The organism is Ruegeria sp. BB7, from assembly GCF_056539365.1.
The window spans coordinates 119,992-142,652 of the sequence record NZ_JBQFUV010000003.1 but is presented as its reverse complement, the minus strand read 5'-3'; the positions used below and the strand labels follow the sequence as shown (position 1 = coordinate 142,652).

Genomic DNA, 22,661 nt, shown 5'->3' with positions numbered 1-22,661 from the left:
TCAAAACGCGCGAAGAACGGATCATGAACGAAGTGACGTTTTCATTTGTGGGGCAGACCTTGCATGCGTTGGGTTCTGGGGCATTGTGGTGGCCAGATCAAAACCTGCTCTGCGTGTCTGACCTGCATCTGGGTAAATCCGAGCGTATCGCGCGACGGGGCGGCCCAACCCTGCCCCCTTATGACAGTAAAGAAACCCTGACCCGTCTAAGCGCTGATATTGCCAGAACCAACCCCAGCACTGTGATCTGCCTTGGCGACAGTTTTGACGATCTTGATGCCTCGATGGCGATAAACGCGGCGGAAAAGCGTGATATCACCGCCTTGCAAGCAGGGCGGCGGTGGATCTGGATCGAAGGCAACCATGACCCTGGCCCTATTGAGTTGGGGGGTACGCACCTGTTCGAATGCACGATCGGTCCTCTGACATTTCGGCATATCGCGCAGGCGGAGGCACAGGCTGAAATCTCGGGCCACTATCACCCTAAGGCTCGTCTCAAGACACGCGGCCGTTCGATTACCCGGCCAGCATTTCTGGTGGACCAGGCACGGATAATCCTTCCAGCCTATGGCACCTACACCGGCGGAATGCGCAGTTCCGATCAGGTATTGTACAAGCTTATGGGTGACCGCGCCCTTGCGATTCTGACAGGCCCCGCGCCGCAGACCATCCCAATGCCAAGGTAAAGGGCTTTAAAGCAAGCCGTCCTGTTCCAACATGGGTTTGTATTTTCGGCTGACTGGAACCAGATCGTTGTTCTTCAGTCGCACAAAAGTTTTCCCGGCCTGCCTCTCGGCACCGACGATAGCATCGTCCGTAACCCAGTGGGATCGGTGCGTACAATGGCCGGGAACAGGCTCCATTTCGGCTATCGCATCTGTGAATCGTGATCGGATGGTAAACGTTCCTTCTGATGTCACTACATCTACAGCATGGTCCCGTACAGTCAGTCGATAAATCTGACCAGAAAATGAATCAGGCAGACGTTTGACCAGACGTGGAAGAGGGCGCACTTCGTTTTCCTGTTGCGGCTCAGCCTGGCTATAGCCGCGGGCAAGCACCAGCCCGGTTGCGAAAAGCGCGCCGTAAGGTGTTACCGACAAGATGCCCGGAGCTTGATGCCCCCCAACCGTGATCAACAGGTAGGACATGAGCCAAAGAGGCGGGACAAACAGTGCTAGGATCACCGCAACCAATGCAATGTCGCGCCAGGAAAACCGAGTATCGGCTAAATACTTCTGCGCGAGGCCTCTGACCACCCATGTCGTGCTCAGTGCTAGCGTCATCACCCCGACCCAGAAAACAAGACGCTGAACATAGGATAGATAAAGATCGGGGAAGGGTTGAAAAGCACATGCCAGTAAAGGCGGGAATGCAAGCCCTGCAATCGCTCGACGCAGGGTCAGTGCGGGCGGGATTGAACTTGGCACGACTATCATACTCACTCAACGAAAGGTCGGCAGTGCCCAGCCTCACTAAGCGCGACCCAAAACAAATCATCGTAACCGGCTGGAATTACGTGTTTATCACCGATAGCCAGATACTTCAAACCCCGTCAATTCAAACTTGGTGCGATCTGAACAAGAAAGGCCGAAGAGTGCATCCACTCTTCGGCCCCGATAATCAGAAGTGCTGTGCATTGATTAGGCCGTCAGGCCTTCGGGCTCTGGCAGGCCATTTGCTCGGCAGCAGGCGGTCAGCGTGTTTGCCAGCAGGCAGGCGATGGTCATCGGACCGACGCCGCCCGGAACTGGGGTGATGGCGCCAGCGCGCTCAGCGGCGCTGGAATAATCGACGTCACCGACTAACTTGTTTTTGCCGTCACGCTCGATGCGGTTGATGCCCACGTCGATCACGGTGGCACCTTCCTTGATCCAGTCGCCCGGCACCATCTCGGGGCGGCCCACGGCAGCCACCACAATATCGGCGCGGCGCACAACATCGGCCAAGTCCTTGGTGCGCGAATGCGCGATGGTCACGGTGCAGCTGTCACCCAGCAGCAGTTGCGCCATCGGTTTGCCCACGATGTTCGAGCGGCCGATCACAACCGCATCCATACCCGACAGCGAGCCATGGTAGTCGCGCAGCATCATCAGACAGCCCAGCGGGGTGCAGGGCACCATCGACTTCTGCCCGGTACCCAGCAGGCCCACATTCGAGATATGGAAACCGTCAACATCCTTGGCCGGATCGATCGAATTGATCACCAGATCTTCGTTCAGATGCTTGGGCAACGGCAGCTGCACCAGAATGCCGTGCACGGCCGGGTCGTTGTTCAGCTTGTCGATCAGCGCCAGAAGGTCCTCTTCCGATGTCTCGGCATCCAGCTTGTGCTCGTACGAGTTCATGCCGACCTCGACGGTCATCTTGCCTTTCGAGCGGACATAGACCTGACTGGCCGGGTCTTCGCCGACCAGAACCACCGCAAGACCTGGGGTGATTCCGTTCTCTTCCTTCAATTTCGCAACTTGATCTGCCACCTGGGCGCGAACCTTGGCCGCAAAGGCCTTACCGTCGATAACCTGCGCTACCATCCTTTGATCCCTTCTTTCAAAAAACGGATCGGGCGCATACAGCGCCCGGGTCTTCAGTCGGGGCCGAGCACGCGTTCTTCGCGGGCAATCGACCAATCAATCAAAATGCGCCAGAGTGTCTCGGCAAGATCGGGGTCCATGCCCAACTCGTCAGAGCTCTTGCGCACGCGTTGCACCACGTCTTCGACACGATCCGGAATGCGGGCTGGAAGCCCCTCGCCGGGCTTCAGCTCTGACGCGCGGTCGATGTAACTTGCGCGCGTTACCAACAATTCAATCAGTTGGCGGTCCAGCTTGTCGATCTGAGGCCGCAATTCCTGCATCGAGCGACAGTCCTGCGGCGGTTTCAGAGTGGGCATCTTATTCTCCTCACGGCCCGGGGATATCCCCGGACCACGAGATGTATCATTCGGGCGCTTAGAACAAGCCCTCGATCTCACCTGCGTCATTGAGGCAGATGGATTCAGCAGCCGGTTTGCGGGGCAGACCGGGCATGGTCATGATCTCACCGCAGACAACCACGATGAAACCAGCGCCGGCGGACAGGCGAACCTCACGCACCGGAACCGAGTGGCCAGTGGGTGCACCACGCAATGACGGGTCGGTCGAGAACGAATACTGGGTTTTCGCCATGCAGACAGGCAGATTGCCATATCCCGCAGCTTCCCACTCGCGCAGCTGGTTGCGGATCTTGTTGTCGGCCAGAACCTCGTCAGCGCGGTAGATGCGCTTGGCGATGGTTTCGATCTTCTCGAACAGCGGCATGTCATCAGGGTAGATCGGCGCGAAGTTCGCCGAACCACCTTCAACGATTTCGACAACCTTCTCGGCCAACGGTGCGGAGCCTTCCGAACCCAGTTCCCAGTGGCGCGACAGAACTGCCTCGACACCATGGTTGGAGCAGTAATCTTTCACTGCCTGAACTTCGGCGTCGGTATCGGTGACAAAGTGGTTGATGGCGACAACGACCGGTACACCGAAGGATTTCACGTTTTCGATGTGGCGGCCCAGGTTGGCGCAACCCGATTTCACGGCATCGACGTTTTCCGCGCCCAGATCGGCCTTGGCAACGCCGCCGTTCATCTTCATCGCGCGCACGGTGGCGACCAGAACCACTGCCGACGGCGCGATGCCCGCCTTGCGGCACTTGATGTTCATGAATTTCTCAGCACCCAGGTCGGCACCAAAGCCTGCTTCGGTGACAACGTAATCGGCCACTTTCAGTGCGGTTTTGGTCGCGATGACCGAGTTACAGCCGTGCGCGATGTTGGCGAAAGGACCGCCGTGGACGAATGCCGGGTTATTTTCCAGCGTCTGCACCAAGTTCGGCTGCATTGCGTCCTTCAGCAGAACAGTCATTGCGCCTTCGGCCTTGATGTCGCGGCAATAGACCGGGGTCTTGTCCCGGCGATAAGCAACGATGATGTCGCCCAGACGCTTTTCCAGGTCCTTCAAGTCATTGGCAAGGCACAGGATCGCCATGACCTCGGACGCGACGGTGATGTCAAATCCGGTTTCACGCGGGAAGCCGTTCGACACGCCACCCAGCGAGGCGGTGATCTGACGCAGCGCACGGTCATTCATGTCGACAACGCGACGCCAGGCGACACGACGGGTGTCGATCTCGGCTTCGTTGCCCCAGTAAATGTGGTTGTCAATCATCGCCGACAGCAGCGAGTGTGCCGAGGTGATGGCATGGAAGTCGCCGGTGAAGTGCAGGTTCATCTCTTCCATCGGAACAACCTGCGCGTAACCGCCACCTGCAGCGCCGCCCTTCATACCGAAGTTCGGGCCGAGCGAGGCTTCGCGAATACAGATCATCGCGTTTTTGCCGATGCGGTTCAGACCGTCACCCAGACCAACGGTGGTGGTGGTCTTACCTTCACCTGCCGGGGTCGGGTTGATCGCGGTGACGAGGATCAGTTTGCCGTCTTCGCGGTCTTGAACCGAGTTGATGAAGTCCTGGCTGACTTTTGCCTTGTCATGGCCGTAAGGCAGCAGGTCTGCGGACTCGATGCCGATCTTGGCGCCGATTTCCTGAATCGGTTTCTTGTTCGCTTCGCGAGCGATTTCGATGTCGGATTTGTAGCTCATTGGCCAGGGTCCTTGATTGAATACCGTGCAATACCGACGCAGTACGTCGGCGCTGTGTCACCCATACCGTTGTGTACAATGTCGATGGCTATAGATTCCGACATATTCAGGCCGCGAAACGGCGTTGGGGCAAATCCACCGTTTCTAATTGGAAACGGGTTGACCCAATGGTGCCCAATTCCGCTGATCCGGCACAAACAGCGTCATGGTATCACCCAGCTTCAGTTCGCCGGGTCGTTCTACCCATGCGGTGACACCGCGCCGCCCCTGAGCCGCCGGTTTGAACGCCGCGCCGTGCCCTGGCAGATCGGTTTCGATTTCGCGCCCCGGAATCACGCAGGGGCGGTTTTCCATATCAACCGTGATGCTAACGCCCCCCGCAACTAGCAGCCGCGAAGATGGCGGGATGTGAGTGAAATCCGGAATACCGCGCAGCACGATGCTGGCCCCTAAAAAGGACGGGTCCAGTCGATCCAGCCCCATCTCTTGCGCTGTCGCGTCAATCTCTTCGGCGGACAAGACTGACAATTGCCGGACATTGCGGATCTCAGTGCCCTGCGGGTACAGATTTTTCACCCGCACGCACGAGGCGCGGGTCTCGCCCTCGTGCCGGGCGCCGCGATCGCCAAAGAAACCAAGATCGAGAGCATCTACAGCGTTCGCGCGAATGGATTTACCCGCGGGAACATGACCCAGCCAGACAACCTTACCCTTGTACTCGGTCTCACGCATGACGGGCATAATTGCTCCCCTTCAACATAGTTCCGCTGTCGCAATAGAAGGCAGCTAGCCCCGATTGAAAAGGCGAAAAAAGACCCGGGACAATGCCCGGGTCTGATGTTCTTATGCCGAAGGCTCGGGCTCCATCCCGCCGTCGGGCGGAGATTTCTTGACCTTGGTTTTCGGAATCGCTGTCACGCTGGGCGCACTGCCCTCATCAGGTTTGTCGCCTTCATCATCGCCTTCGTTCGGCGATTCACCGTTCATGACGCGCTTGATCTCGTCCCCAGTCAGGGTTTCGTATTCCAGCAAGCCCTGCGCCAGACGCTCCCATTCCTCGTTTTTCTCGGTCAGGATGCTGTGCGCACGCTCATAGCCTTGTTGGATCAGGCGCTTTACCTCTTCTTCGATCAGCTCTTTGGTATGGGCCGATACCGAGAAACCAGCCGTGTTGCCCGAATAGCCCTCGTGCGCCTCGGCATAGTCGATGTTACCGACCTTATCCGACATACCCCAGCGCATCACCATGGCGCGCGCCAACTGGCTGGCCTGCATAATGTCACCGGCCGGGCCGTTTGAAACATGGTCTTCACCGTATTTGATGACCTCGGCGGCTTTACCAGCCATGGTCATGGCCAGTTTCTGCTCACACTCATCGCGGTGATAGTTCAACTGGTCCATCTCAGGCAGGCTGACGACCATACCCAGCGCACCACCGCGCGGAATGATTGTTGCTTTGTAGACCGGATCACAAAGGGGCAGTGTCATACCAACCACCGCATGACCGGATTCGTGATACGCCGTCTTTTCCTTTTGATCCTGCGTCAGCACCATCGAGCGGCGCTCGGCACCCATCATCACCTTGTCCTTGGCATTCTCGAAGTCTTCCATGGTGACAAAGCGACGGCCCACACGCGCGGCCATTAGCGCGGCCTCGTTCACGAGGTTTGCCAAATCCGCACCGGAGAAGCCCGGCGTACCGCGCGCAATGATACGCAGATCGACATCGGGGCCCAGAGGTGTCTTGCGCGCATGCACGCCCAGGATTTTCTCACGGCCTTTGATGTCGGGGTTGCCGACGGTCACGTTCCGGTCAAACCGGCCCGGACGCAGCAGCGCGGGATCCAGAACGTCCTTACGGTTGGTCGCCGCCAGAATGATAACGCCTTCGTTGGCTTCGAACCCGTCCATCTCGACCAACAGCTGGTTGAGCGTCTGTTCGCGTTCGTCATTACCGCCGCCATAACCGGCACCACGATGGCGACCCACGGCGTCGATCTCGTCGATGAACACGATACAGGGCGCGTTCTTCTTGGCCTGTTCGAACATGTCGCGCACACGGCTTGCGCCGACACCCACGAACATCTCAACAAAGTCTGAACCCGAGATGGTGAAGAACGGCACGCCTGCTTCACCCGCAATCGCACGGGCCAGCAGCGTCTTACCAGTACCCGGAGGGCCAACCAGCAGAGCACCCTTCGGAATCTTGCCACCCAAACGGCTGAATTTCTGCGGGTTACGCAGGAATTCGACGATTTCTTCCAACTCTTCCTTGGCTTCATCGATGCCCGCAACGTCGTCAAAGGTCACGCGGCCATGCTTTTCGGTCAGCATCTTAGCCTTGGATTTGCCAAAGCCCATGGCTCCGCCTTTGCCGCCGCCCTGCATACGGTTCATGAAATAGATCCACACACCGATCAGCAGCAGGAATGGCAGCAGCGTCAGAATGAAGGATTGGAAACCAGATTGCTGCTGTTTCACCGCTTGAACAGGGATGTTCTCGTCGATCAGCAGTTTGGTGACTTCGGCGTCACCCGGTTTGATTGTGACATAGTTTGCGCCGCTTTGAGTGGAATAGCGAATCTGCTCACCATCCAGCGTCACACTCTTGACCTCGCCACCTTCTACGGCGCTGACAAAGTCGGAATAGGTTCTTTCATTGCTCTGAAGCGTTCCGCCTTGCCCGCTGAAGAAATTGAACAGTGCAAGGATCAGCAGAAACAGAACGACCCAGAAGGCGATGTTACGAGCGTTGCCCAAGGAATATCTCCCAAAAGATTTCGGCAAATGAGGGTCTGCCGGGTTGCTCTATAAAATAGAGATGATTCAAGCAGGTTCAATGCGATAAAAGCGAAGAGTAGAACTCGGGCCAATGCGGAGCAAACTTGGCCCTCCATCCGTTCGAATAGTCAACCAACGGCGCCGCAATCAAGCTTTCACCTCTCCAAACTGCAGGGGAAGACAAAAGCGCCTGACGCGGTTTGCACAAAGCACGCCAGTTTTGCACCTCTGGCAAACCGTCCTCTCCCAAAGCGCGCACCTCGACACCCGAAGCTTCGGGGCCCGACAGGACCCAGCGGTTATCCCAAACCTCGGTTGGGGCCGTGGTTTGCGTCGCCACTGCGTTTAGCTCCCTGCAAAACCACGTTTTATCGCCCTGCGGGATCACCAGACAGCCCGACAGAGTCATGGCTAGGCCATCCCGCGCGGCAGCCACCACCTGATCCACAGCCGCACTGCGTGGCGGATACCCATTTCCGGCAATCCATGCGATGATTCCAATAATAAGCCGCCTTTGAATCTCGGCTGGGAGCAGTTCAAAACCACTACGGTCGATACAGACATCCCCGCCATCCACCACCGCAACCTTGCGCGCGGATTCCTGCGTATAGCGGTCCAATGCCTCACGCGCTTGTGCAAGATTTTCAGCCACACGGGCCAAAGATTGTGCCGAAATGCCAAGAGGTGCCAACCCTGACAGCGCTTCTCGGGCCTTGATCCGGTCGAATTTGCTGTCGTGATTCGATGGGTCTTCGATCCAGTCCACATTGCCTGCTGACAGAAAACCCCGCAGAGATTTACGGGTGATCCCCAGCATCGGACGCAGCAAAGTGATCCCGTCACGCTCGCGTATGTAGGGCATACCCGACAGGCCGGTCACGCCTGCAGTTCGGCCAAGCCGCATCAGAACCGTTTCGGCCTGATCGTCCGCCGTATGGCCCAGCGCGATCGCCGTCATCTCGTTGCGCTTTGCCCAATCCGTCAACAGCCTATACCGCGCCTGACGAGCCTGATCCTGCAAGTTACCGGCACCATCCCAGCCCCGCCAAATGAGCGTTTCATGTGGGATCTCCAAAATAGCCGCCTGTTCGGCAACCCATGCAGCCTCGGCTTCGGCTTCAGGGCGCAAGCCGTGATTCACCGTTGCACTATATAGGGCAACTTGCTCGGACTGCGCGATGTCTTGCAACAAGTGCATCAACGCCACCGAATCTCCGCCCCCGGACACGGCAATACCTAATCGAGGCGGTAACCTTTCTGGTAGCCGCGCACGGATTTCTCTTCGCAGAGTTTCTCCCTGATCGGTCAAGAACAGCCCAACGACGCCATTTCTTGTGTGGCGGCGGATACAACGGTCGAGGACGGAAAGCGTACGCCAACCTCAGACAATGTAATACAGGCCTGATCGGTTTGGCCCAGGCGACCTAAAGCAGCGCCCAGTTCAAACAAAGCTTCTGGGGCGAATGCGCCTTCGGAATCACCCGTAAAGCTGGCCAGAAATGCCCGAGCAGCCTCTCGCGTGTCGCCTAGACCTTCCAGAGATTGCCCACGTTTCAGATGCGCCTCGGGCGCCAGTGGGCTGCCGGGGTATGACAGGTCGAACTGAGCGAACTGATCCGCAGCCACCTGAAAATTCCCCTCGGCCAAAGCTTGCGCAGCGGTATCGAAATCGGCGCGTTCACCAATCGCCAGCTCCCCCTGCTCCGAGACGTTCGGCGTGGTTGGGGTCGCAGGTGCGGCAGCCGTAATTTCGGTATTGCCGCCCAAAGTCGATGTCTCACCCAGCGTACTCAGATCGCCACCTTCCAGTTCGACCAGACGGAATTCCAAATCCCCGATCCGGTTGGTGCCGTCTGTCACGACATTCTGCACACGCTGGTTCAGCTGTTCAGTTTGACGCGTCAAACGCTGCAATTCGGCCTCAATCGCGTCCACACGCTCCAGAATGGAACTGCCAGACAGGTTCGGGGCCGGAGAACCGGTTGTCGAAAACTCACGCTTGAGGCGCTGAATTTCCACATGCAGAACCGTCAGCTCCTGCCGGATATCCGCCAGAGTCTGCTGATCCTGTGCTTGTGCCATACCGGCGGTCGAAATAACTGCGGCCAGAACCCATCCTGCAATTCTCATCGTCTTACCCCAAGGTTGAACCGGTCAGCACCGTCACCGCGCGGCGGTTTTTGGAATAGCAATCCTCGGTGCTGCAAATCTCGATCGGGCGCTCTTTGCCATAGCTTACGGTTGTCAAACGGTTACCCGCCACGCCGCGCGAAATCAGGTATTCGCGGGCCGCATTCGCCCGGCGCGCGCCCAGAGCAAGGTTGTATTCACGCGTGCCCTGCTCATCCGCGTGGCCTTCGATGGTGGCCACATAATCCGGGTTAGCCAACAGCCAATTGGCCTGCCCTTGCAGGACTGTCTGTGCTTGCGGTGTCAGGGTCGACTGATCCACTGAAAACAGCACCCTGTCGCCAATGGTTTGCTGGAAATACGCTGGCGAGCGTGGGTCACTGGGCGAGCCCAGAGCTATGGATCCGTTCGCGCCGTTGCCAAAACCGCCGCCAAGCGCCGACGGATCGTTATTAGTACAGGCGGCGATGACACTTAGCGCGCCCAAAGCGATGACTTTGCTCAATACGTTCATTTCAGGTGCCTCGTTGTTTTATCGATTTATTGCCGTCTCTCTATCACAGTGCAGGATTTTTGTGAACTTTTCCAAGCCCCTGCTCCGATCAATTCTGCAATGGTCCCCAAGAAGGATCACTCCCGCCATCCGGAGTGCGCACCGGGCGCAAGTTCCGACCCGAGATATCCACCGAATACAGCGTAGCCCGCCCGCTTGCACCCTGCGTTTCGCGAGTAAACATGATGACGCGGCCATTGGGAGACCAAGTCGGCCCTTCATCCAGGAAAGATGAGGTCAGCAGCCGCTCCTCGCTGCCATCAACACGCATGACGCCGATATGGAACCGTCCTTTGTTTTGCTTGGTGAACGCAACCAGATCACCACGCGGCGACCAGACCGGAGTGCCATAGCGACCTTGGCCGAAGCTGATACGGGTCGCCTCTCCACCGTTGGCAGGCATGATATACAGTTGCGGCGTACCCGAGCGGTCGCTTTCAAACACGATTTGCGAGCCGTCCGGCGAATAACTGGGGGCTGTTTCAATCGCGGGGGTGTTGGTCAGGCGTACGCTCTGACCCGAGGCCAGATCCATCTTCCAAAGATCGGTATTACCGCCCTGAATCAACGAGTACACGATCGAGCGGCCATCCGGTGAGAAGCGCGGCGAAAAGCTCATCGTGCCGCCTTGTGTGTTCAACTCAGTCCGTTTGACGCGATCAATATCCAGAACATAAATACGCGGCTGACCACTTTCGTAACTGGTATAAAGCAACCGGTCACCCGTCGGTGAAAAGCGCGGTGCCAGAACGATGGCCGAACTGTCGGTCAGGTACTGCACGTTGGCACCATCGTAATCCATAATCGCCAAACGTTTCTGACGCTGATCCTTGGGGCCGCTTTCAGATACAAACGCGACGCGGCTGTCGAAATATGCACCTTCACCCGTGATCCGGCTATAGACCTGATCAGCCACCTTATGCGCCATGCGCCGCCAACCATCGGTCGTACCCGCAAATTGCAGACCATTACCCAGTTCCTGGCCTGAGAACACATCCCACACCCTGAACCGCACAGTCAGACGGTTGCCCGAGACGTTGACGGCCCCGGTTACCAACGCATCGGCATTGATAGCTTTCCAGTCTGCGAATTGTATCGGAGCATCGAAACTACTGACCCGACTGATGAACGCGTCCGAAGAAATTTCGCGAAACAGGCCGGTTCCGGTCAGATCCGCCGCTACAACACGAGAGATGTCATTTGCGTATTGTGCTGCCGCTGCTCCGTCAGGCACGAAATTCGGCACCGCAAAGGGCAAGGGCTCGATGATCCCCTGATCCAGTTCCAGACGCAGCGGTCCGCTCTGGGCGTATACCGGCGCTGCCATGATCGTCAGGCCAAGCAACAGACTGGTCAGAAATCTCATCATTTGATCCGCATCCTCTCGGGATTGAATGTAATCTCAATATCCTGCCACTGATCGTATTTGTCAGCAGGCAGGTCATATCCTTTGGCCCCACAGCGCAATATTGCCCGTCGTGCGGCCTCATAAGCTTGTTTTGCAGACGCAGCCGTGCCGCCAGAGCTGTCAATCATGCGCAAACTGCCCCCGACCACCTTGCCGTCAGGGCTCAGCGAAAAGCCCACGACAACGACCGTTTGCAGCGCATCCGTGGACAGGGAGCCGACGTTCCAGCACTGCGAAACCGCCAGACGCATCGCGTCTTTTTCACCGCTGGTCAGCGGAGGACCGGAAGGTTCGCTTCCCTGACCCAATGCCTCGGCCAATGCATCATCAATAGAAGTATCCGCAGGAGCAGGTTCCGACGGGGTGGGCTCTTCAGCTTCGGCTACCTCGGGCTGCGCCGGGGGCGCCGGACGATTAGGTCGTACCTGTGGCCGCGGAGAGGTGCGCGGGGCATTCTCTTTGGTCTCTTCCGCCTCAGTCACGATCTCGTCCGTGGCCTCTTCTGGTGCGGTCTGGTCCTGCTGCTCCTGTTGGGTCTCGGCGCCTTCATCCAGAGACACTGCTGGTGTCTCAATATCATCCGGTTGCGCCTCTGGCGGTGGCGGGGCTACGGGCTCGGGCGCAACCTTGTCAGCCGCGCGCGGTTGCGCCTCGGGGCCTGGTGGCACGGGCAATATCTCGGTCACCGGTTCCGGTTGATCCAGGATTGGTGGCTCCTCGACCACTTCCGGTTCGGGCGGGGGCTCGATCGGTTCCGGTACGGGATCGGGTTCGGGTTCCGGCGGGGTTACGACTTCGGGTGGAGTGATTTCTTCGTCCACTGTCTCAGGCGTGACCACCTGTTCTTCGGGCGTTTCAGGCTGTTGCAACGCGGTGGGGGTCAGCACCTCGGGCGCATCGCGCTGTGCGGTCATTGCGGCAAACTGCTCAGCCGAAACCACCGACACCTCCTGTACTGCCATAGGCAAGGGTTCCGACCGGAATGTACCGCCGAAAAATGCCCATCCGATCAAAGTGACATGGGCAATCGCCGAGATCTTGGTGCCGGTATCCACCGCGCGGCCTCACTCTCCACCTTCGTCCAGGGTCGGCCCGCCGGTATCGGTCACAAGGCCCACATTGGAAAACCCACCCGCATTCAACGCGCCCATGACCTGCATCACCTGCGCATAAGGAATTGCGCCATCGGCTCGCAGGAACACGCGGTCACTGCTGCGTTCTGATGCGATTGCTCGCAACTTTCCAATCAACTCTTCGCGCTGCACATCCGTTGTTTGAATCTGGACAAGCCCATCTGCAGTCAGCGTAACGGTCAGAGGCTCCTCGTTATCACCGGGCAGTGCGCTGGCGGCTGTCTTGGGCAGGTCCACAGGCACACCGACTGTCAACAACGGCGCCGCCACCATAAAAATGATCAGTAGCACCAACATGACATCCACAAACGGGGTCACGTTGATCTCAGCCATCGGCTGCGCGCGCCCACGACGTCGCCCGCGTCTGCGTCCGTTTCCGTTCGAGGATTGCTGAACCGCCGCGCCCATATCAGCTGTCCAACTGCCGCGACAGGATAGTGGCAAATTCATCGGCAAAGGCTTCGTATCCGCCAACGATCCGATCACTATCCGCGCTGAGCTTGTTGTAGAAAATCACGGCCGGGATCGCGGCCAGCAGGCCCAGACCCGTGGCCAACAGTGCCTCTGCAATACCCGGTGCAACAACAGCCAGATTAGTATTCTGTTGTTCGGCAATCTCGATGAAAGCATTCATGATGCCCCAGACGGTGCCAAACAATCCGATAAAGGGTGCGGTCGACCCTACCGTGGCCAGAATGGGCAAACCCTTCTGCAATGCCTCTGATTCTTTGGCGATGGCCACATCCATCGAGCGGTCAATCCGCGCCGTCGCACCTGCGATCAATCCGCCATCGGTGCGATGCGAGCGGCGCCATTCGATCATACCCGCCGCAAAAATCTTCTCCGAACTGCCATCCGGCTGCGTTCCGATCTGCTCGAACAACTCATCCAATGGGTTGCCAGACCAGAAACTTTCATCAAACACCTGCGCCTCGCTTCGTGCAGCGCGGTAGTTGATCAGCTTTTGAATGATAATCGCCCAGGACCAGATTGATGCGCCAACCAGCATTAGCATCACCAGTTTGACGATAAATGTCGCGCGGGCATACAGCCCCCACATGGAGAAATCGATCTCCTGCGCCAGCGCCAGCGTTTCAGCTTCCATGAACCTGCTCTTTGTTATTGCCTGACAGCCATTTGGCCTTGTTTTGCCAAACGCTAACGCAGTTGGTCATGAAATGCCAACAGAACCACCCTGGCTGAGCGATTTGTTACATCAATGCGCGAATCTCTGCCGGAAGCCGGATCGGTTTGCCGTCTTTGTTGATACATACGGCGGTCACGGTGGCGCGGAAAACCTCGGTCTCACCCCGCCGGACAAGCTGCAACATGGTCAGGCGCACACCCGAAATCGAGACCATCTCGGTTTCAACAATCAACTCATCATCGAATTTGGCGGGCGACAGGTAATCCGCCTCAATCCGGCGCACAACCCAGACGATCCCTTGTTCGCGCATCGCGTTCTGATCATTGCCGATATTGCGCACCCAGTCCGATCGCGCCCGTTCGATAAAGCGCAGGTAATTGGCGTGATAAACCACACCGCCCATATCGGTGTCTTCGTAATAGACGCGAATGGGAAAGACATGCTTCATTGCGGCTGTTCCAGACGGGCAAACAAGCGCAGGGCATGAGACGCATCCTGCGCCACACTCGGCAGAACCGGGTCATAAGCGGCGCGGATCAGCCCGGCAATGTCGGGGCGCAGAATTGTCGTGTCAGCGGCCACGGCCAGCGGCGATTGCGTGCGAAAGGCCGAGTCGGACCACAGCAGGATGGTCTGCACCACCTGCCCCAGCGCCAATGTTTCAGCGGGAATTTTTGACAGCTCTTTATCCATCTTCAGAAATACGAAAGCCGCGCGGATGGCTCCGTCCTCCTCGAACCGGAAAATGCGATATTGATTGGCCCCGCCTTTTTCCAGACGCTCGACCAACGGGGCCAGATCGGGGATCAGCCGGTCGAGGTCAGGAACCTCCAGCAGCTCCTGCCAGTCCCGAAAGAAAAACACCATGCAGTTTGCACCCAGTTCCGGGTCCGTCTCTGCCATCTTGTGCCCGGCCAGAGCCACAACCGCCTCGAACGCGCCTTTGACAGTGACCAGCGTTTCATCCTCAACGCCAAAGACGATGGGAACGATAGGCCGCCCCCAGCGTGCAAACAGAAACTCTCCGCTGTCCCGCGTAAAAAGTGCTTCGATTTCGTTCGGAGTCACGCGCAGCCCTTCATCTTTTCCAAAATACTCTTGCCGAAGGCATAGATTTTCTGTCGCGCCGCTTCAACCGAACAGATCGTTTTGCCCCCGAGGTGCAGCCATTCCCAAGTGCGCCCACGCCTTCTGGGCCAGCATACGTCCGCGCGGGGTGCGCTGAATCAAACCTTGCTGCAATAGATAAGGCTCAATCACCTCTTCCAACGAGTCGCGGCTTTCCGACAGCGCCGCCGACAGGGTCTCGATCCCCACCGGCCCGCCAGCATAGTTTTCGGCAATCAGCTTCAGATACCGCCGATCCGCACCGTCCAGCCCCAAGTTGTCTACGCCCAGCCGGGTCAGAGCGCCATCAGCCAGTTCACGGGTGATCCGCCCGTCGCCTTCAACAATGGCAAAATCCACCACCCGGCGCAGCAACCGCCCCGCGATCCGGGGCGTCCCGCGAGAACGGCGCGCGATCTCACGCGCGCCCTCGTCATCAGCCGGTGCGCCCAGTTTGCGCGCGTTGCGGGTGACGATTTCATGCAGCTCATCTACCGTGTAGAACTGCAGCCGCGTAGGAATACCAAACCGGTCGCGCAACGGAGTCGTCAACAGCCCCATCCGGGTGGTCGCGCCCACCAGCGTAAAGGGCTGCAACTCGATCCGGACCGTGCGCGCAGCGGGGCCTTCGCCGATCACCAAATCCAGCTCAAAATCTTCCATCGCCGGATACAGCACCTCTTCGACCGCCGGGTTAAGACGATGAATTTCGTCGATGAACAGAACATCGCGCGATTCCAGGTTGGTCAGGATCGCCGCCAGATCACCCGCCTTGGCCAGAACCGGCCCCGAAGTCATGCGGAAATTCACACCCAGCTCGCGCGCCATGATCTGCGCCAGCGTGGTCTTCCCCAATCCCGGAGGGCCATGGAACAGCGTGTGGTCCATCGCCTCGCCCCGTTGCCGGGCGGATTGGATGAAAACGCGCAGGTTTGCGCGGGCCTCGGCCTGACCGATGAATTCGTCCAGCCCCTGCGGGCGCAGGGCGCGATCATTGTCCTCGGGCATCGGCTCGGGGCGTAGGGTGGGGTCGGCGTCTACCATTCATTTACCCCTTCGGAGCAAGCAATTTCAAAGCGGCACGGATCAGTTCGGCCTCGCCCGCGTCAGGCATGTTGGCTGCTGCTTCGGCCACGGCCGAGGCCGCCTCGGACGGGCCATAGCCCAGATTACCAAGCGCCGACAACGCGCCAGCCGACGCAGCTGCGGCGCCGGATGCCGGTTTAACCGCCCGCGTGGGCGCTGGTATCGGCTGAGCCAGTTCCACGACCTCAAGCTCAGGGCCGTCCATCGCCTCAGTCACGGTGCCGCCCATGGCCATCACGCCCGGCGCCTTATCCTTGAGGTCCAGCACAATGCGCTGCGCCGTCTTCGGCCCAACGCCTTTGGCGGCCTTGACCGCACCCCAATCGCCCAGAGCAATGGCCCTGCTGACCCCATCCGGCCCCAACGCAGATAGAATAGCCAGCGAAACTTTGGCCCCAACCCCCTGAACCGAGCACAATAGGCGATGCCATTCCTTCTCGACCAACGACAAGAAACCATAGAGCTGCATAAGGTCCTCACGGACGACCATGTCGGTATAGATCGAGACCGCCTCGCCCACACCGGGCAGCGCCGCCATCGTCCGGTCCGAGCAATAGACGATATAACCCACGCCGCGCACGTCGATCAGCACGTGATCCGCCGCACGATAATCCAGCCGACCCGTCAGTTTTCCAATCATGCCCGCACCTCTTTCATCCGCGCCTGTGGCGCTGCGCCGTAATACGAGTGGCAGATGGCAATAGCCAGCGCATCCGCCGCATCGGCCCCTTTGGGCTGGCAACCCGGTAATTGCAGCTTGACCATGTGCAGGACCTGCTCTTTCTCGGCGTGGCCTACGCCCACCACAGTTTTTTTAACCCGGTTGGGCGCATACTCCCCCACCGGCAACCCAGCCTGTGCAAGTGTTAGCAGCGCCACGCCCCTCGCCTGACCCAGCTTCAATGTCCCCGCCCCATCCTTGTTGACAAACGTCTGTTCGATGGCGGCCTGATCAGGCTGATGTTCGGCAATGACCTCGACGATCTGGTTATGCAACGACAACAATCGCTCACCCAGATCGTCCCCGTCTGACTTGCACAACCCGTTGGCAACGTGGCTCAAACGGCTGCCATGCGATTCGATGACGCCCCATCCCAGGGTTCTAAGCCCCGGATCAATGCCCAAAATACGCATGTTGTGCCTCGGCCTGCTCGGGTTCTTTGTGATCTTTCTTACGAATTAGCACGAAGCGTGAACATTTTCCAAGCGAATTGACCTAGAACCTAAAAACGACACTCCTGATCCAGGGGCGACAGAGCGGCCTGATTACGACAGTGAATAGCCTAAATTCGACACGTTTCCTGAACGCCAGATTGCCAGTAAATTAAGGGATTTTAATGACAATACAGCATTGCAAAAATTGCATAGGAAACATGCAATTTCGGTACTTGCACAGCCAAATCGACATCACTAGATGCCGCTCAGATCAAACGATCGAAACGGTAATTTTAACCAGAAGGAAACAGGATATGGCTGCACTGGACACCACCCGCATCACCACTGGCTCGTTCGGCCTCGTTGGCCGTATCGGCGCAACTTTCGCATCGGTCGCAAATGCAGCTATCGAATGGAGCGACGCCCGCGCGACCCGCAACGCACTGAACAGCCTGTCGGATCGCGAACTGGAAGACATCGGCCTGTGCCGTGGCGATATTGACGCCGTGGCAGAAGGTCGTCGGTAAGAATCAACCACCACTCACTCGCCCCCATTCCCCTTGGGGTAAAAAAGAACGCCGCACATCTAATGTGCGGCGTTTCTTCTTTAAACTCTATGAAACTAGTGGAAATATCCGTTGATCTGAGTTGCAACGTACTCTGACAAAGGATCGATCTGCATCACCCAGGCACCAGCCTTTTCCACTGCTGTGCCCTCTGCGAGGCTATCAACGCGATACTGATAAGCCGAAGCTCCAAGGCTGCTCAGCAGAAAAGTTTTGAACGCAAACAGCCCGGCAAGGCCAATTAGAAGCATCTTCGCCGGAATCGCAGACCTAACCCGCTGCGGTCTCATTACGACAAGACCATCCTTGCGCATCGTCGCGCGATAGCCCCGGCTGAGCTTTGCGTGTTTCTTAGTCAGGCGATGAACGCGTTGATCAAATTCCAGCTGTTTTCCCGTCATGGCAGCCTCCAAAACCGCCCCCGTAACCACATTTCGACATTAGTTGCAGATTGCGACAAAAAAGAGGCAAGAATCCACGAAACTCCTGCAAATGGCCTGATTTTAGCCCTGTTTACTTAATACTAGCGTCGTCCATTCACCAATCTCGTCCCTTTTGGTCAGATTGAACCCATTGTGTAAATAAACCGAAATCACATCTGCGGCTTGTTCATTGAGGATTCCCGACAGAATTGCATATCCTCCGGCGCGCAGATTCGCTCCGATCTCGGGCGACAATGCGACCAGCGGGCCTTTTAGGATATTTGCAAAAATCAGATCGTAGGGAGCGTGTGATTTTAGATCGGGGTGATCAAAACCGGCGGCTTCGACGCAGCGAACCTGGCCTGCCATATCATTGGCCTTCAGGTTGGCCTCGGCCACATCCACCGCGACCTGATCGATGTCACTGGCAATGATGTCACCGTCCCAGACCCGCGCGGCGGCCATCGCCAGAACCGCAGTACCACAGCCGATATCGGCCACTTTGGTCGCCTCAAAGCCATTGCTTAAAAGATAGTCCAGCGCCTTGAGGCAACCCAGCGTGGTACCGTGATGACCTGTCCCAAAGGCCATCGCGGCTTCGATCAACAGCGGAATGCGGCCCTCGGGCAGCTTGTCGGCGTCGTGGCTGCCATAGACAAAGAACCGCCCTGCCTCTACCGGGGCAAGCTCTCGCCGCACATGCGCTACCCAGTCGGTTTCGGGCAGTTCCGAAACGACAAACGGCTTGGCCTCAAACGCGGCGGCCAAAACGGCCAGAGCGGTTTCGTCGGGTGCTTCGGTGAAATAACCGCCGACCTCCCACAGGCCCGAACCGTCTTCGACCTCGAACACGCCGACGCCGGTAGGTTCCGGGTCAAGGCGTTCCATCGCTTCGCCCAGACCTTCGGCGGCTTTCTTGCCGGTCAGAGTGGTAAGCGCGGTGAATGTGGGCATAGGGGCCTCCGTGTATCAGTTGATACAGCGCCTAGGGCGCAGGCCCGCCAAGGTCAAGCTCTGGTGCTTATTCGGCCGGTGCCTGGGCGTATTTGGCCAGGATCGTCTCGTTGCCGGGTTCAGGGTGGCGCGGGATCAGCATCGAAAGCGCTAACGAGACCAGAGCCATTGCAGCCGCCAGGCCAAACACCGCGCCGGGAGACACCACCCACAACAGGCCCAGAAGCGCGGGCAGGAACACCGCCGCAATATGGTTGATCGTGAATGCGACTGCTGCCGTAGGAGCGATATCTGCCGGGTCGGCGATCTTCTGGAAGTAAGTCTTCAGAGCCAGCGCCAGTGCAAACAGCACGTGGTCGATCACATAAAGGATTGCAGCTAGCAGAACGCCCCAACCGAACCAGTAAATTCCGCCATAGGCCGCGAACACGATCGCCAGCCCGGTGTATTCAAAAATCAGCGTGCGGCGCTCGCCAAATTTGCCGACGGCTTTGCCCAGCAAGGGGGCCGCAGCCATATTGATCATCAGGTTGATCAGGTAGAGGCTGGTCAGCTCGTGCACTTCAAAGCCGAACTTTTCGACCATCATAAAGCCCGCGAAAACGACAAATATCTGTCGCCGCGCACCTGCCATGAATTGCAACGCATAATACAGCCAATAGCGTTTACGCAGGATCAGTTTTTTGGTCTGCGGCGTGGGCGCGTCGAATTGTGGGTATGCGAACAGGCAGAACAATGCCAGCAGGGCCGTCACCCCGCCTGCAGCCATGAAAACGAAGTTATAGGACAGATCAAACCGGTCCCAGGTCAGAACGATCAGGCCATAGACCACCGCCGTGGCCGCCGAACCCATGGCCACCAGCCAGCCCAGCACTTGCGGTGCGCGGTCCTTGGGCAACCATTGCAGCTGCAACGACTGGTTCACCGTTTCGTAATAGTGAAAGCCAATCGAGCTAAACAATGTCACGAACAGCAAACCGCCCAAGCTTGGGAACCACGCGGTCACCGCCGTCGCCAGGCCCAGCATCATCAGCGAGATCATCGCCAGCACCTGCTCGCGGATAAAGATGATCACCGCAATCACGCCGATGGCCAGAAAGCCCGGAATCTCACGCACAGTATGCAGCAGCCCGATATCGGCGCCGTCGAAATTCGCCACCTCGATAACGAAGTTATTCAACAGCGCGCTCCACGCGTTGAAGGCGATGGGCATCGTCAGCGCCATCACGAACAAGAGCGTGATGGGTCGACGCCAGAACGGCAGGCTCTGCGCCTCGGAAAGCGGCATAGGTTTCAACATGGGACCCCTCTACGCCCATTTCCCTGCCTTGGCGAGGGGCTTGATGCACAACTGACCTGCGCGAATGCAGAGTCAGTAAAAGCTCTGCGGGTCGATATCGACGGTCAGGCGGATGTCCCCTTTCAGACGCAGGGGTGCGATCCAGCGGGCGATGGCGTCTTGAATGGGTGCGCCCTTGGGGGCCTTGACCAGCAGGCGCACACGATGACGCCCCCGGATACGCGCAATGGGTGCAGGTGCCGGCCCAAACACCTGCGCACCGATATCGCGCAGCGGTACATCGTTTCGGGCCATGGCATTGCCGATGTCGAAAACCGGACCAACCTCTGGCCCAGACAGAACGATCCCCGCCATACGACCATAGGGCGGCACCCCAGCGACTTGCCGTCCGGCGGCCTCGGCTTTCCAGAAGCCTTCTTCGTCACCCGACAGAATGGCGCGGATCACGGGATGCTCAGGCTGGAACGTCTGCAACAGCGCCTGACCGGGCTTGTCCGCCCGCCCGGCACGCCCCGCAACCTGCCGCATCAATTGGAACGTCCGTTCGGCGGCACGCAGGTCGGCACCATGCAGGCTTAGGTCGGCGTCAATTACTCCCACCAAAGTCAGCTTTGGAAAGTTATGTCCTTTGGCCACCAGCTGAGTTCCAATGACGATATCCGCATCACCCTCAGCAATCTCTTCGATCTTGGCCTTTAAGGCGCGCGCCGAGCCGAACAAATCGGAACTGAGCATAGCGATGTTGGCCTCGGGAAAAGTCGCTTCGGCCTCTTCCGCCAGCCGTTCAATACCCGGCCCGACCGGGGCCAGCTTGCCCTCAACCTTGCAAGAAGGGCAGGCCTCGGGCATCGGTTTGCTCTCACCGCATTGGTGACACATCAGGCGTTTCAGAAACCGGTGCTCGACCATCCGCGCGTCGCAATGATCACAGGCAATCTGTTCGCCGCACGCCCGGCACAATGTCACCGGCGCATAGCCGCGGCGGTTGATGAACAGCAGCGACTGTTCGCCCCGTTCGATCCGCTGCCGCACAGCCTGCCGCAGAGACGGAGAAATCCACGTCCCCGGCTGCATCTGCTCGGCCCGCATGTCGATGGGCTTCATCTCGGGCAGAACCGCAGCGCCAAACCGAGCGGTCAGGTCAAGCCGGTCATACTTGCCCGCCTCTGCATTGGCCCAGCTCTCTAACGACGGCGTGGCACTGGCTAGAATCACCCGTGCCCCGCAAATGGCCGCGCGCAGCACCGCCATGTCACGGGCACTATAATGCACCCCGTCTTCTTGTTTATAGGACGTGTCGTGTTCTTCATCGACAACAACCAGACCAAGATCGCGGAACGGCAGGAACAGCGCCGACCGGGCACCCACAACCAATTGCGCATCCCCCTGTCCGACCATGCGCCAGACCCGACGGCGTTCGGTCATTGTGGCCCCCGAATGCCACTCGGCCGGGCGTGCACCGAACCGAGCCTCAACTCTGGTCAGAAACTCTGCTGTCAGAGCAATCTCGGGCAAAAGGACCAGAGCCTGCCGACCCATCCGCAGCGCTTCGGCCACCGCTTCCAAGTAAACCTCAGTCTTGCCCGAGCCGGTCACGCCTTTCAGCAGCGTGGTTCCATAGTCGCCGGTGCGCTGTCCGGCCTGCAATCTGGCAACCGCAGCCGCCTGATCCTCGGTCAGTTTTTTACCCGGCAGGTCCGGGTCCAGATACGGATAGGGTAGATCGCGCGGACTGTCCTCTTCCCGCACCGCACCCTGTTTCACCAGCCCTTTCACGACAGAAGACGTCACACCCGCCTGTTCTGCCAGCTCCTTCAGTGTAAACGCCAGCCCGCCATAATCCCGCAAAACCTCAAGAACACGGGTTCGGGCGTCGGTCATCCGGTCCGGCTCGCCACTTCCTAGACGGTATATCTTACGCATCGACGGCGGGTCACCCAGCCCCGGTGCGCGCGTCGCCAGCCGCAGCATCGCGGGCATAGGCGTCAGCGTGTAATCCGCCACGCGACCCAGAAACACTCGCATCTCCTCGCGCATCGGCGCGACCTCAAGCACCCGGATCACGGATCGCGCCTTGGCCAGATCGAAACCGCCCTGCCCCGCCCCCCAAACCACGCCCAACACCTTACGCGGGCCTAGTGGCACCTCGACAAACGCACCTAGAAAGCACCCACCCTCAGGCGCTTTGTAATCCAGCGTCCGGTCCAGAGGCTGTGTGGTCAGAACCGCCACCAGCTCACCTTGGTCGAAATACTCCTGAGCGCTCAACGCATATCCTCTGCAGGGGGTTT

The 22,661-nt window shown here is 58.5% G+C and carries 24 protein-coding genes; 2 read left to right on the top strand and 22 right to left on the bottom strand.

Translation table 11 applies throughout. The features are described from left to right. Nucleotides 1–23 precede the first annotated feature (23 nt). Entirely contained in the window at nt 24–686 is a 663-nt protein-coding gene (gene pdeM / locus ACR0D7_RS08620; protein ID WP_480678751.1) for a ligase-associated DNA damage response endonuclease PdeM, read from the top strand. Nucleotides 687–692: 6 nt separating this feature from the next. On the opposite strand, the gene ACR0D7_RS08615 is transcribed toward pdeM, so the two are convergent. The 18 genes from ACR0D7_RS08615 to ruvC all read right to left on the bottom strand — a co-directional run bounded on the left by ACR0D7_RS08615 (nt 693) and on the right by ruvC (nt 17,107). Then, the gene (locus ACR0D7_RS08615) at nt 693–1,286 is read right to left on the bottom strand and encodes a LytTR family DNA-binding domain-containing protein (RefSeq protein WP_480678664.1); all 594 of its coding nucleotides are present in this window, start codon (nt 1,284–1,286) and stop codon (nt 693–695) included. A 357-nt stretch (nt 1,287–1,643) separates the two neighbouring features. Further along, nucleotides 1,644–2,534, bottom strand: a complete 891-nt coding sequence (gene folD, locus ACR0D7_RS08610; protein ID WP_480678663.1) for a bifunctional methylenetetrahydrofolate dehydrogenase/methenyltetrahydrofolate cyclohydrolase FolD — start codon at nt 2,532–2,534, stop codon at nt 1,644–1,646. A 53-nt stretch (nt 2,535–2,587) separates the two neighbouring features. Further along, nucleotides 2,588–2,893 (bottom strand): chorismate mutase, encoded by a 306-nt coding sequence (locus ACR0D7_RS08605; protein ID WP_480678662.1) that lies wholly within the window; start codon nt 2,891–2,893, stop codon nt 2,588–2,590. Nucleotides 2,894–2,951: 58 nt separating this feature from the next. After that, nucleotides 2,952–4,628, bottom strand: coding sequence for a formate--tetrahydrofolate ligase (locus ACR0D7_RS08600; RefSeq protein WP_480678661.1), 1,677 nt, complete (start codon nt 4,626–4,628; stop codon nt 2,952–2,954). Between the two features lie 144 nt (nt 4,629–4,772). After that, entirely contained in the window at nt 4,773–5,369 is a 597-nt protein-coding gene (locus ACR0D7_RS08595) for an MOSC domain-containing protein (RefSeq protein WP_480678660.1), read from the bottom strand. Nucleotides 5,370–5,471: 102 nt separating this feature from the next. Continuing rightward, nucleotides 5,472–7,388: an ATP-dependent zinc metalloprotease FtsH gene (gene ftsH / locus ACR0D7_RS08590; RefSeq protein WP_170385045.1), complete on the bottom strand. Its 1,917-nt coding sequence runs from the start codon at nt 7,386–7,388 to the stop codon at nt 5,472–5,474. A 76-nt stretch (nt 7,389–7,464) separates the two neighbouring features. Then, nucleotides 7,465–8,718 (bottom strand): tRNA lysidine(34) synthetase TilS, encoded by a 1,254-nt coding sequence (gene tilS, locus ACR0D7_RS08585; protein ID WP_480678659.1) that lies wholly within the window; start codon nt 8,716–8,718, stop codon nt 7,465–7,467. Then, nucleotides 8,715–9,539, bottom strand: coding sequence for a tol-pal system protein YbgF (ybgF, locus tag ACR0D7_RS08580; protein WP_480678658.1), 825 nt, complete (start codon nt 9,537–9,539; stop codon nt 8,715–8,717). The genes tilS and ybgF overlap by 4 nt, the downstream gene beginning before the upstream one ends. 4 nt (nt 9,540–9,543) lie before the next feature. Beyond that, nucleotides 9,544–10,053: a peptidoglycan-associated lipoprotein Pal gene (pal, locus tag ACR0D7_RS08575; RefSeq protein ID WP_480678657.1), complete on the bottom strand. Its 510-nt coding sequence runs from the start codon at nt 10,051–10,053 to the stop codon at nt 9,544–9,546. Nucleotides 10,054–10,141: 88 nt separating this feature from the next. Next, complete coding sequence (gene tolB / locus ACR0D7_RS08570; protein ID WP_480678656.1) at nt 10,142–11,461, bottom strand: Tol-Pal system beta propeller repeat protein TolB; 1,320 nt, start codon at nt 11,459–11,461, stop codon at nt 10,142–10,144. Next, nucleotides 11,458–12,555 carry an energy transducer TonB gene (locus tag ACR0D7_RS08565; protein ID WP_480678655.1) on the bottom strand — a complete coding sequence of 366 codons (1,098 nt, stop codon included), beginning with the start codon at nt 12,553–12,555 and terminating at the stop codon, nt 11,458–11,460. The genes tolB and ACR0D7_RS08565 overlap by 4 nt, the downstream gene beginning before the upstream one ends. 9 nt (nt 12,556–12,564) lie before the next feature. Continuing rightward, entirely contained in the window at nt 12,565–13,041 is a 477-nt protein-coding gene (gene tolR / locus ACR0D7_RS08560; RefSeq protein WP_170385063.1) for a protein TolR, read from the bottom strand. A 1-nt stretch (nt 13,042) separates the two neighbouring features. Continuing rightward, on the bottom strand, nt 13,043–13,738 hold the full coding sequence (gene tolQ, locus ACR0D7_RS08555; RefSeq protein WP_480678654.1) for a protein TolQ: 696 nt from the start codon (nt 13,736–13,738) through the stop codon (nt 13,043–13,045). A gap of 106 nt (nt 13,739–13,844) precedes the next feature. After that, nucleotides 13,845–14,228, bottom strand: a complete 384-nt coding sequence (ybgC, locus tag ACR0D7_RS08550) for a tol-pal system-associated acyl-CoA thioesterase (protein WP_170385069.1) — start codon at nt 14,226–14,228, stop codon at nt 13,845–13,847. Beyond that, entirely contained in the window at nt 14,225–14,848 is a 624-nt protein-coding gene (locus ACR0D7_RS08545) for a hypothetical protein (RefSeq protein ID WP_480678653.1), read from the bottom strand. The genes ybgC and ACR0D7_RS08545 overlap by 4 nt, the downstream gene beginning before the upstream one ends. A 63-nt stretch (nt 14,849–14,911) precedes the next feature. Next, entirely contained in the window at nt 14,912–15,931 is a 1,020-nt protein-coding gene (gene ruvB, locus ACR0D7_RS08540; RefSeq protein ID WP_480678652.1) for a Holliday junction branch migration DNA helicase RuvB, read from the bottom strand. Nucleotides 15,932–15,935: 4 nt separating this feature from the next. After that, complete coding sequence (ruvA, locus tag ACR0D7_RS08535; RefSeq protein WP_170385083.1) at nt 15,936–16,613, bottom strand: Holliday junction branch migration protein RuvA; 678 nt, start codon at nt 16,611–16,613, stop codon at nt 15,936–15,938. Further along, nucleotides 16,610–17,107: a crossover junction endodeoxyribonuclease RuvC gene (gene ruvC / locus ACR0D7_RS08530; RefSeq protein ID WP_170326920.1), complete on the bottom strand. Its 498-nt coding sequence runs from the start codon at nt 17,105–17,107 to the stop codon at nt 16,610–16,612. The genes ruvA and ruvC overlap by 4 nt, the downstream gene beginning before the upstream one ends. Nucleotides 17,108–17,442: 335 nt before the next feature. Here ruvC and ACR0D7_RS08525 point away from each other — a divergent pair, with 335 nt between their 5' ends. Then, on the top strand, nt 17,443–17,655 hold the full coding sequence (locus ACR0D7_RS08525) for a DUF1127 domain-containing protein (protein WP_480678651.1): 213 nt from the start codon (nt 17,443–17,445) through the stop codon (nt 17,653–17,655). Between the two features lie 95 nt (nt 17,656–17,750). Here the strand turns inward: ACR0D7_RS08525 and ACR0D7_RS08520 are convergent, their stop codons facing one another. From ACR0D7_RS08520 to ACR0D7_RS08505, 4 genes are all read right to left on the bottom strand, one after another. Further along, nucleotides 17,751–18,095, bottom strand: a complete 345-nt coding sequence (locus tag ACR0D7_RS08520; protein ID WP_170385090.1) for a hypothetical protein — start codon at nt 18,093–18,095, stop codon at nt 17,751–17,753. Between the two features lie 102 nt (nt 18,096–18,197). Next, nucleotides 18,198–19,070: a 50S ribosomal protein L11 methyltransferase gene (locus ACR0D7_RS08515; protein WP_480678650.1), complete on the bottom strand. Its 873-nt coding sequence runs from the start codon at nt 19,068–19,070 to the stop codon at nt 18,198–18,200. A 67-nt stretch (nt 19,071–19,137) separates the two neighbouring features. Then, nucleotides 19,138–20,370: an MFS transporter gene (locus tag ACR0D7_RS08510; RefSeq protein WP_480678649.1), complete on the bottom strand. Its 1,233-nt coding sequence runs from the start codon at nt 20,368–20,370 to the stop codon at nt 19,138–19,140. 72 nt (nt 20,371–20,442) lie between these two features. Further along, nucleotides 20,443–22,638 carry a primosomal protein N' gene (locus ACR0D7_RS08505; RefSeq protein WP_480678648.1) on the bottom strand — a complete coding sequence of 732 codons (2,196 nt, stop codon included), beginning with the start codon at nt 22,636–22,638 and terminating at the stop codon, nt 20,443–20,445. Between the last annotated feature and the right edge of the window lie 23 nt (nt 22,639–22,661).

What these genes read in the sequence shown, in the direction of transcription:
- tolB (WP_480678656.1), bottom strand. Translation starts at nt 11,461, where the DNA reads ATGATGAGATTTCTGACCAGTCTGTTGCTTGGCCTGACGATCATGGCA.
- ruvB (WP_480678652.1), bottom strand. Translation starts at nt 15,931, where the DNA reads ATGGTAGACGCCGACCCCACCCTACGCCCCGAGCCGATGCCCGAGGAC.
- tolR (WP_170385063.1), bottom strand. Translation starts at nt 13,041, where the DNA reads ATGGGCGCGGCGGTTCAGCAATCCTCGAACGGAAACGGACGCAGACGC.
- ACR0D7_RS08520 (WP_170385090.1), bottom strand. Translation starts at nt 18,095, where the DNA reads ATGACGGGAAAACAGCTGGAATTTGATCAACGCGTTCATCGCCTGACT.
- ACR0D7_RS08510 (WP_480678649.1), bottom strand. Translation starts at nt 20,370, where the DNA reads ATGTTGAAACCTATGCCGCTTTCCGAGGCGCAGAGCCTGCCGTTCTGG.
- folD (WP_480678663.1), bottom strand. Translation starts at nt 2,534, where the DNA reads ATGGTAGCGCAGGTTATCGACGGTAAGGCCTTTGCGGCCAAGGTTCGC.
- pal (WP_480678657.1), bottom strand. Translation starts at nt 10,053, where the DNA reads ATGAACGTATTGAGCAAAGTCATCGCTTTGGGCGCGCTAAGTGTCATC.
- ACR0D7_RS08615 (WP_480678664.1), bottom strand. Translation starts at nt 1,286, where the DNA reads ATGACGCTAGCACTGAGCACGACATGGGTGGTCAGAGGCCTCGCGCAG.
- ACR0D7_RS08595 (WP_480678660.1), bottom strand. Translation starts at nt 5,369, where the DNA reads ATGCCCGTCATGCGTGAGACCGAGTACAAGGGTAAGGTTGTCTGGCTG.
- ACR0D7_RS08605 (WP_480678662.1), bottom strand. Translation starts at nt 2,893, where the DNA reads ATGCCCACTCTGAAACCGCCGCAGGACTGTCGCTCGATGCAGGAATTG.
- ACR0D7_RS08600 (WP_480678661.1), bottom strand. Translation starts at nt 4,628, where the DNA reads ATGAGCTACAAATCCGACATCGAAATCGCTCGCGAAGCGAACAAGAAA.
- pdeM (WP_480678751.1), top strand. Translation starts at nt 24, where the DNA reads ATGAACGAAGTGACGTTTTCATTTGTGGGGCAGACCTTGCATGCGTTG.
- ybgC (WP_170385069.1), bottom strand. Translation starts at nt 14,228, where the DNA reads ATGAAGCATGTCTTTCCCATTCGCGTCTATTACGAAGACACCGATATG.
- ruvA (WP_170385083.1), bottom strand. Translation starts at nt 16,613, where the DNA reads ATGATTGGAAAACTGACGGGTCGGCTGGATTATCGTGCGGCGGATCAC.
- ybgF (WP_480678658.1), bottom strand. Translation starts at nt 9,539, where the DNA reads ATGAGAATTGCAGGATGGGTTCTGGCCGCAGTTATTTCGACCGCCGGT.
- ACR0D7_RS08515 (WP_480678650.1), bottom strand. Translation starts at nt 19,070, where the DNA reads ATGCCCACATTCACCGCGCTTACCACTCTGACCGGCAAGAAAGCCGCC.
- ACR0D7_RS08525 (WP_480678651.1), top strand. Translation starts at nt 17,443, where the DNA reads ATGGCTGCACTGGACACCACCCGCATCACCACTGGCTCGTTCGGCCTC.
- tolQ (WP_480678654.1), bottom strand. Translation starts at nt 13,738, where the DNA reads ATGGAAGCTGAAACGCTGGCGCTGGCGCAGGAGATCGATTTCTCCATG.
- ruvC (WP_170326920.1), bottom strand. Translation starts at nt 17,107, where the DNA reads ATGCGTATTTTGGGCATTGATCCGGGGCTTAGAACCCTGGGATGGGGC.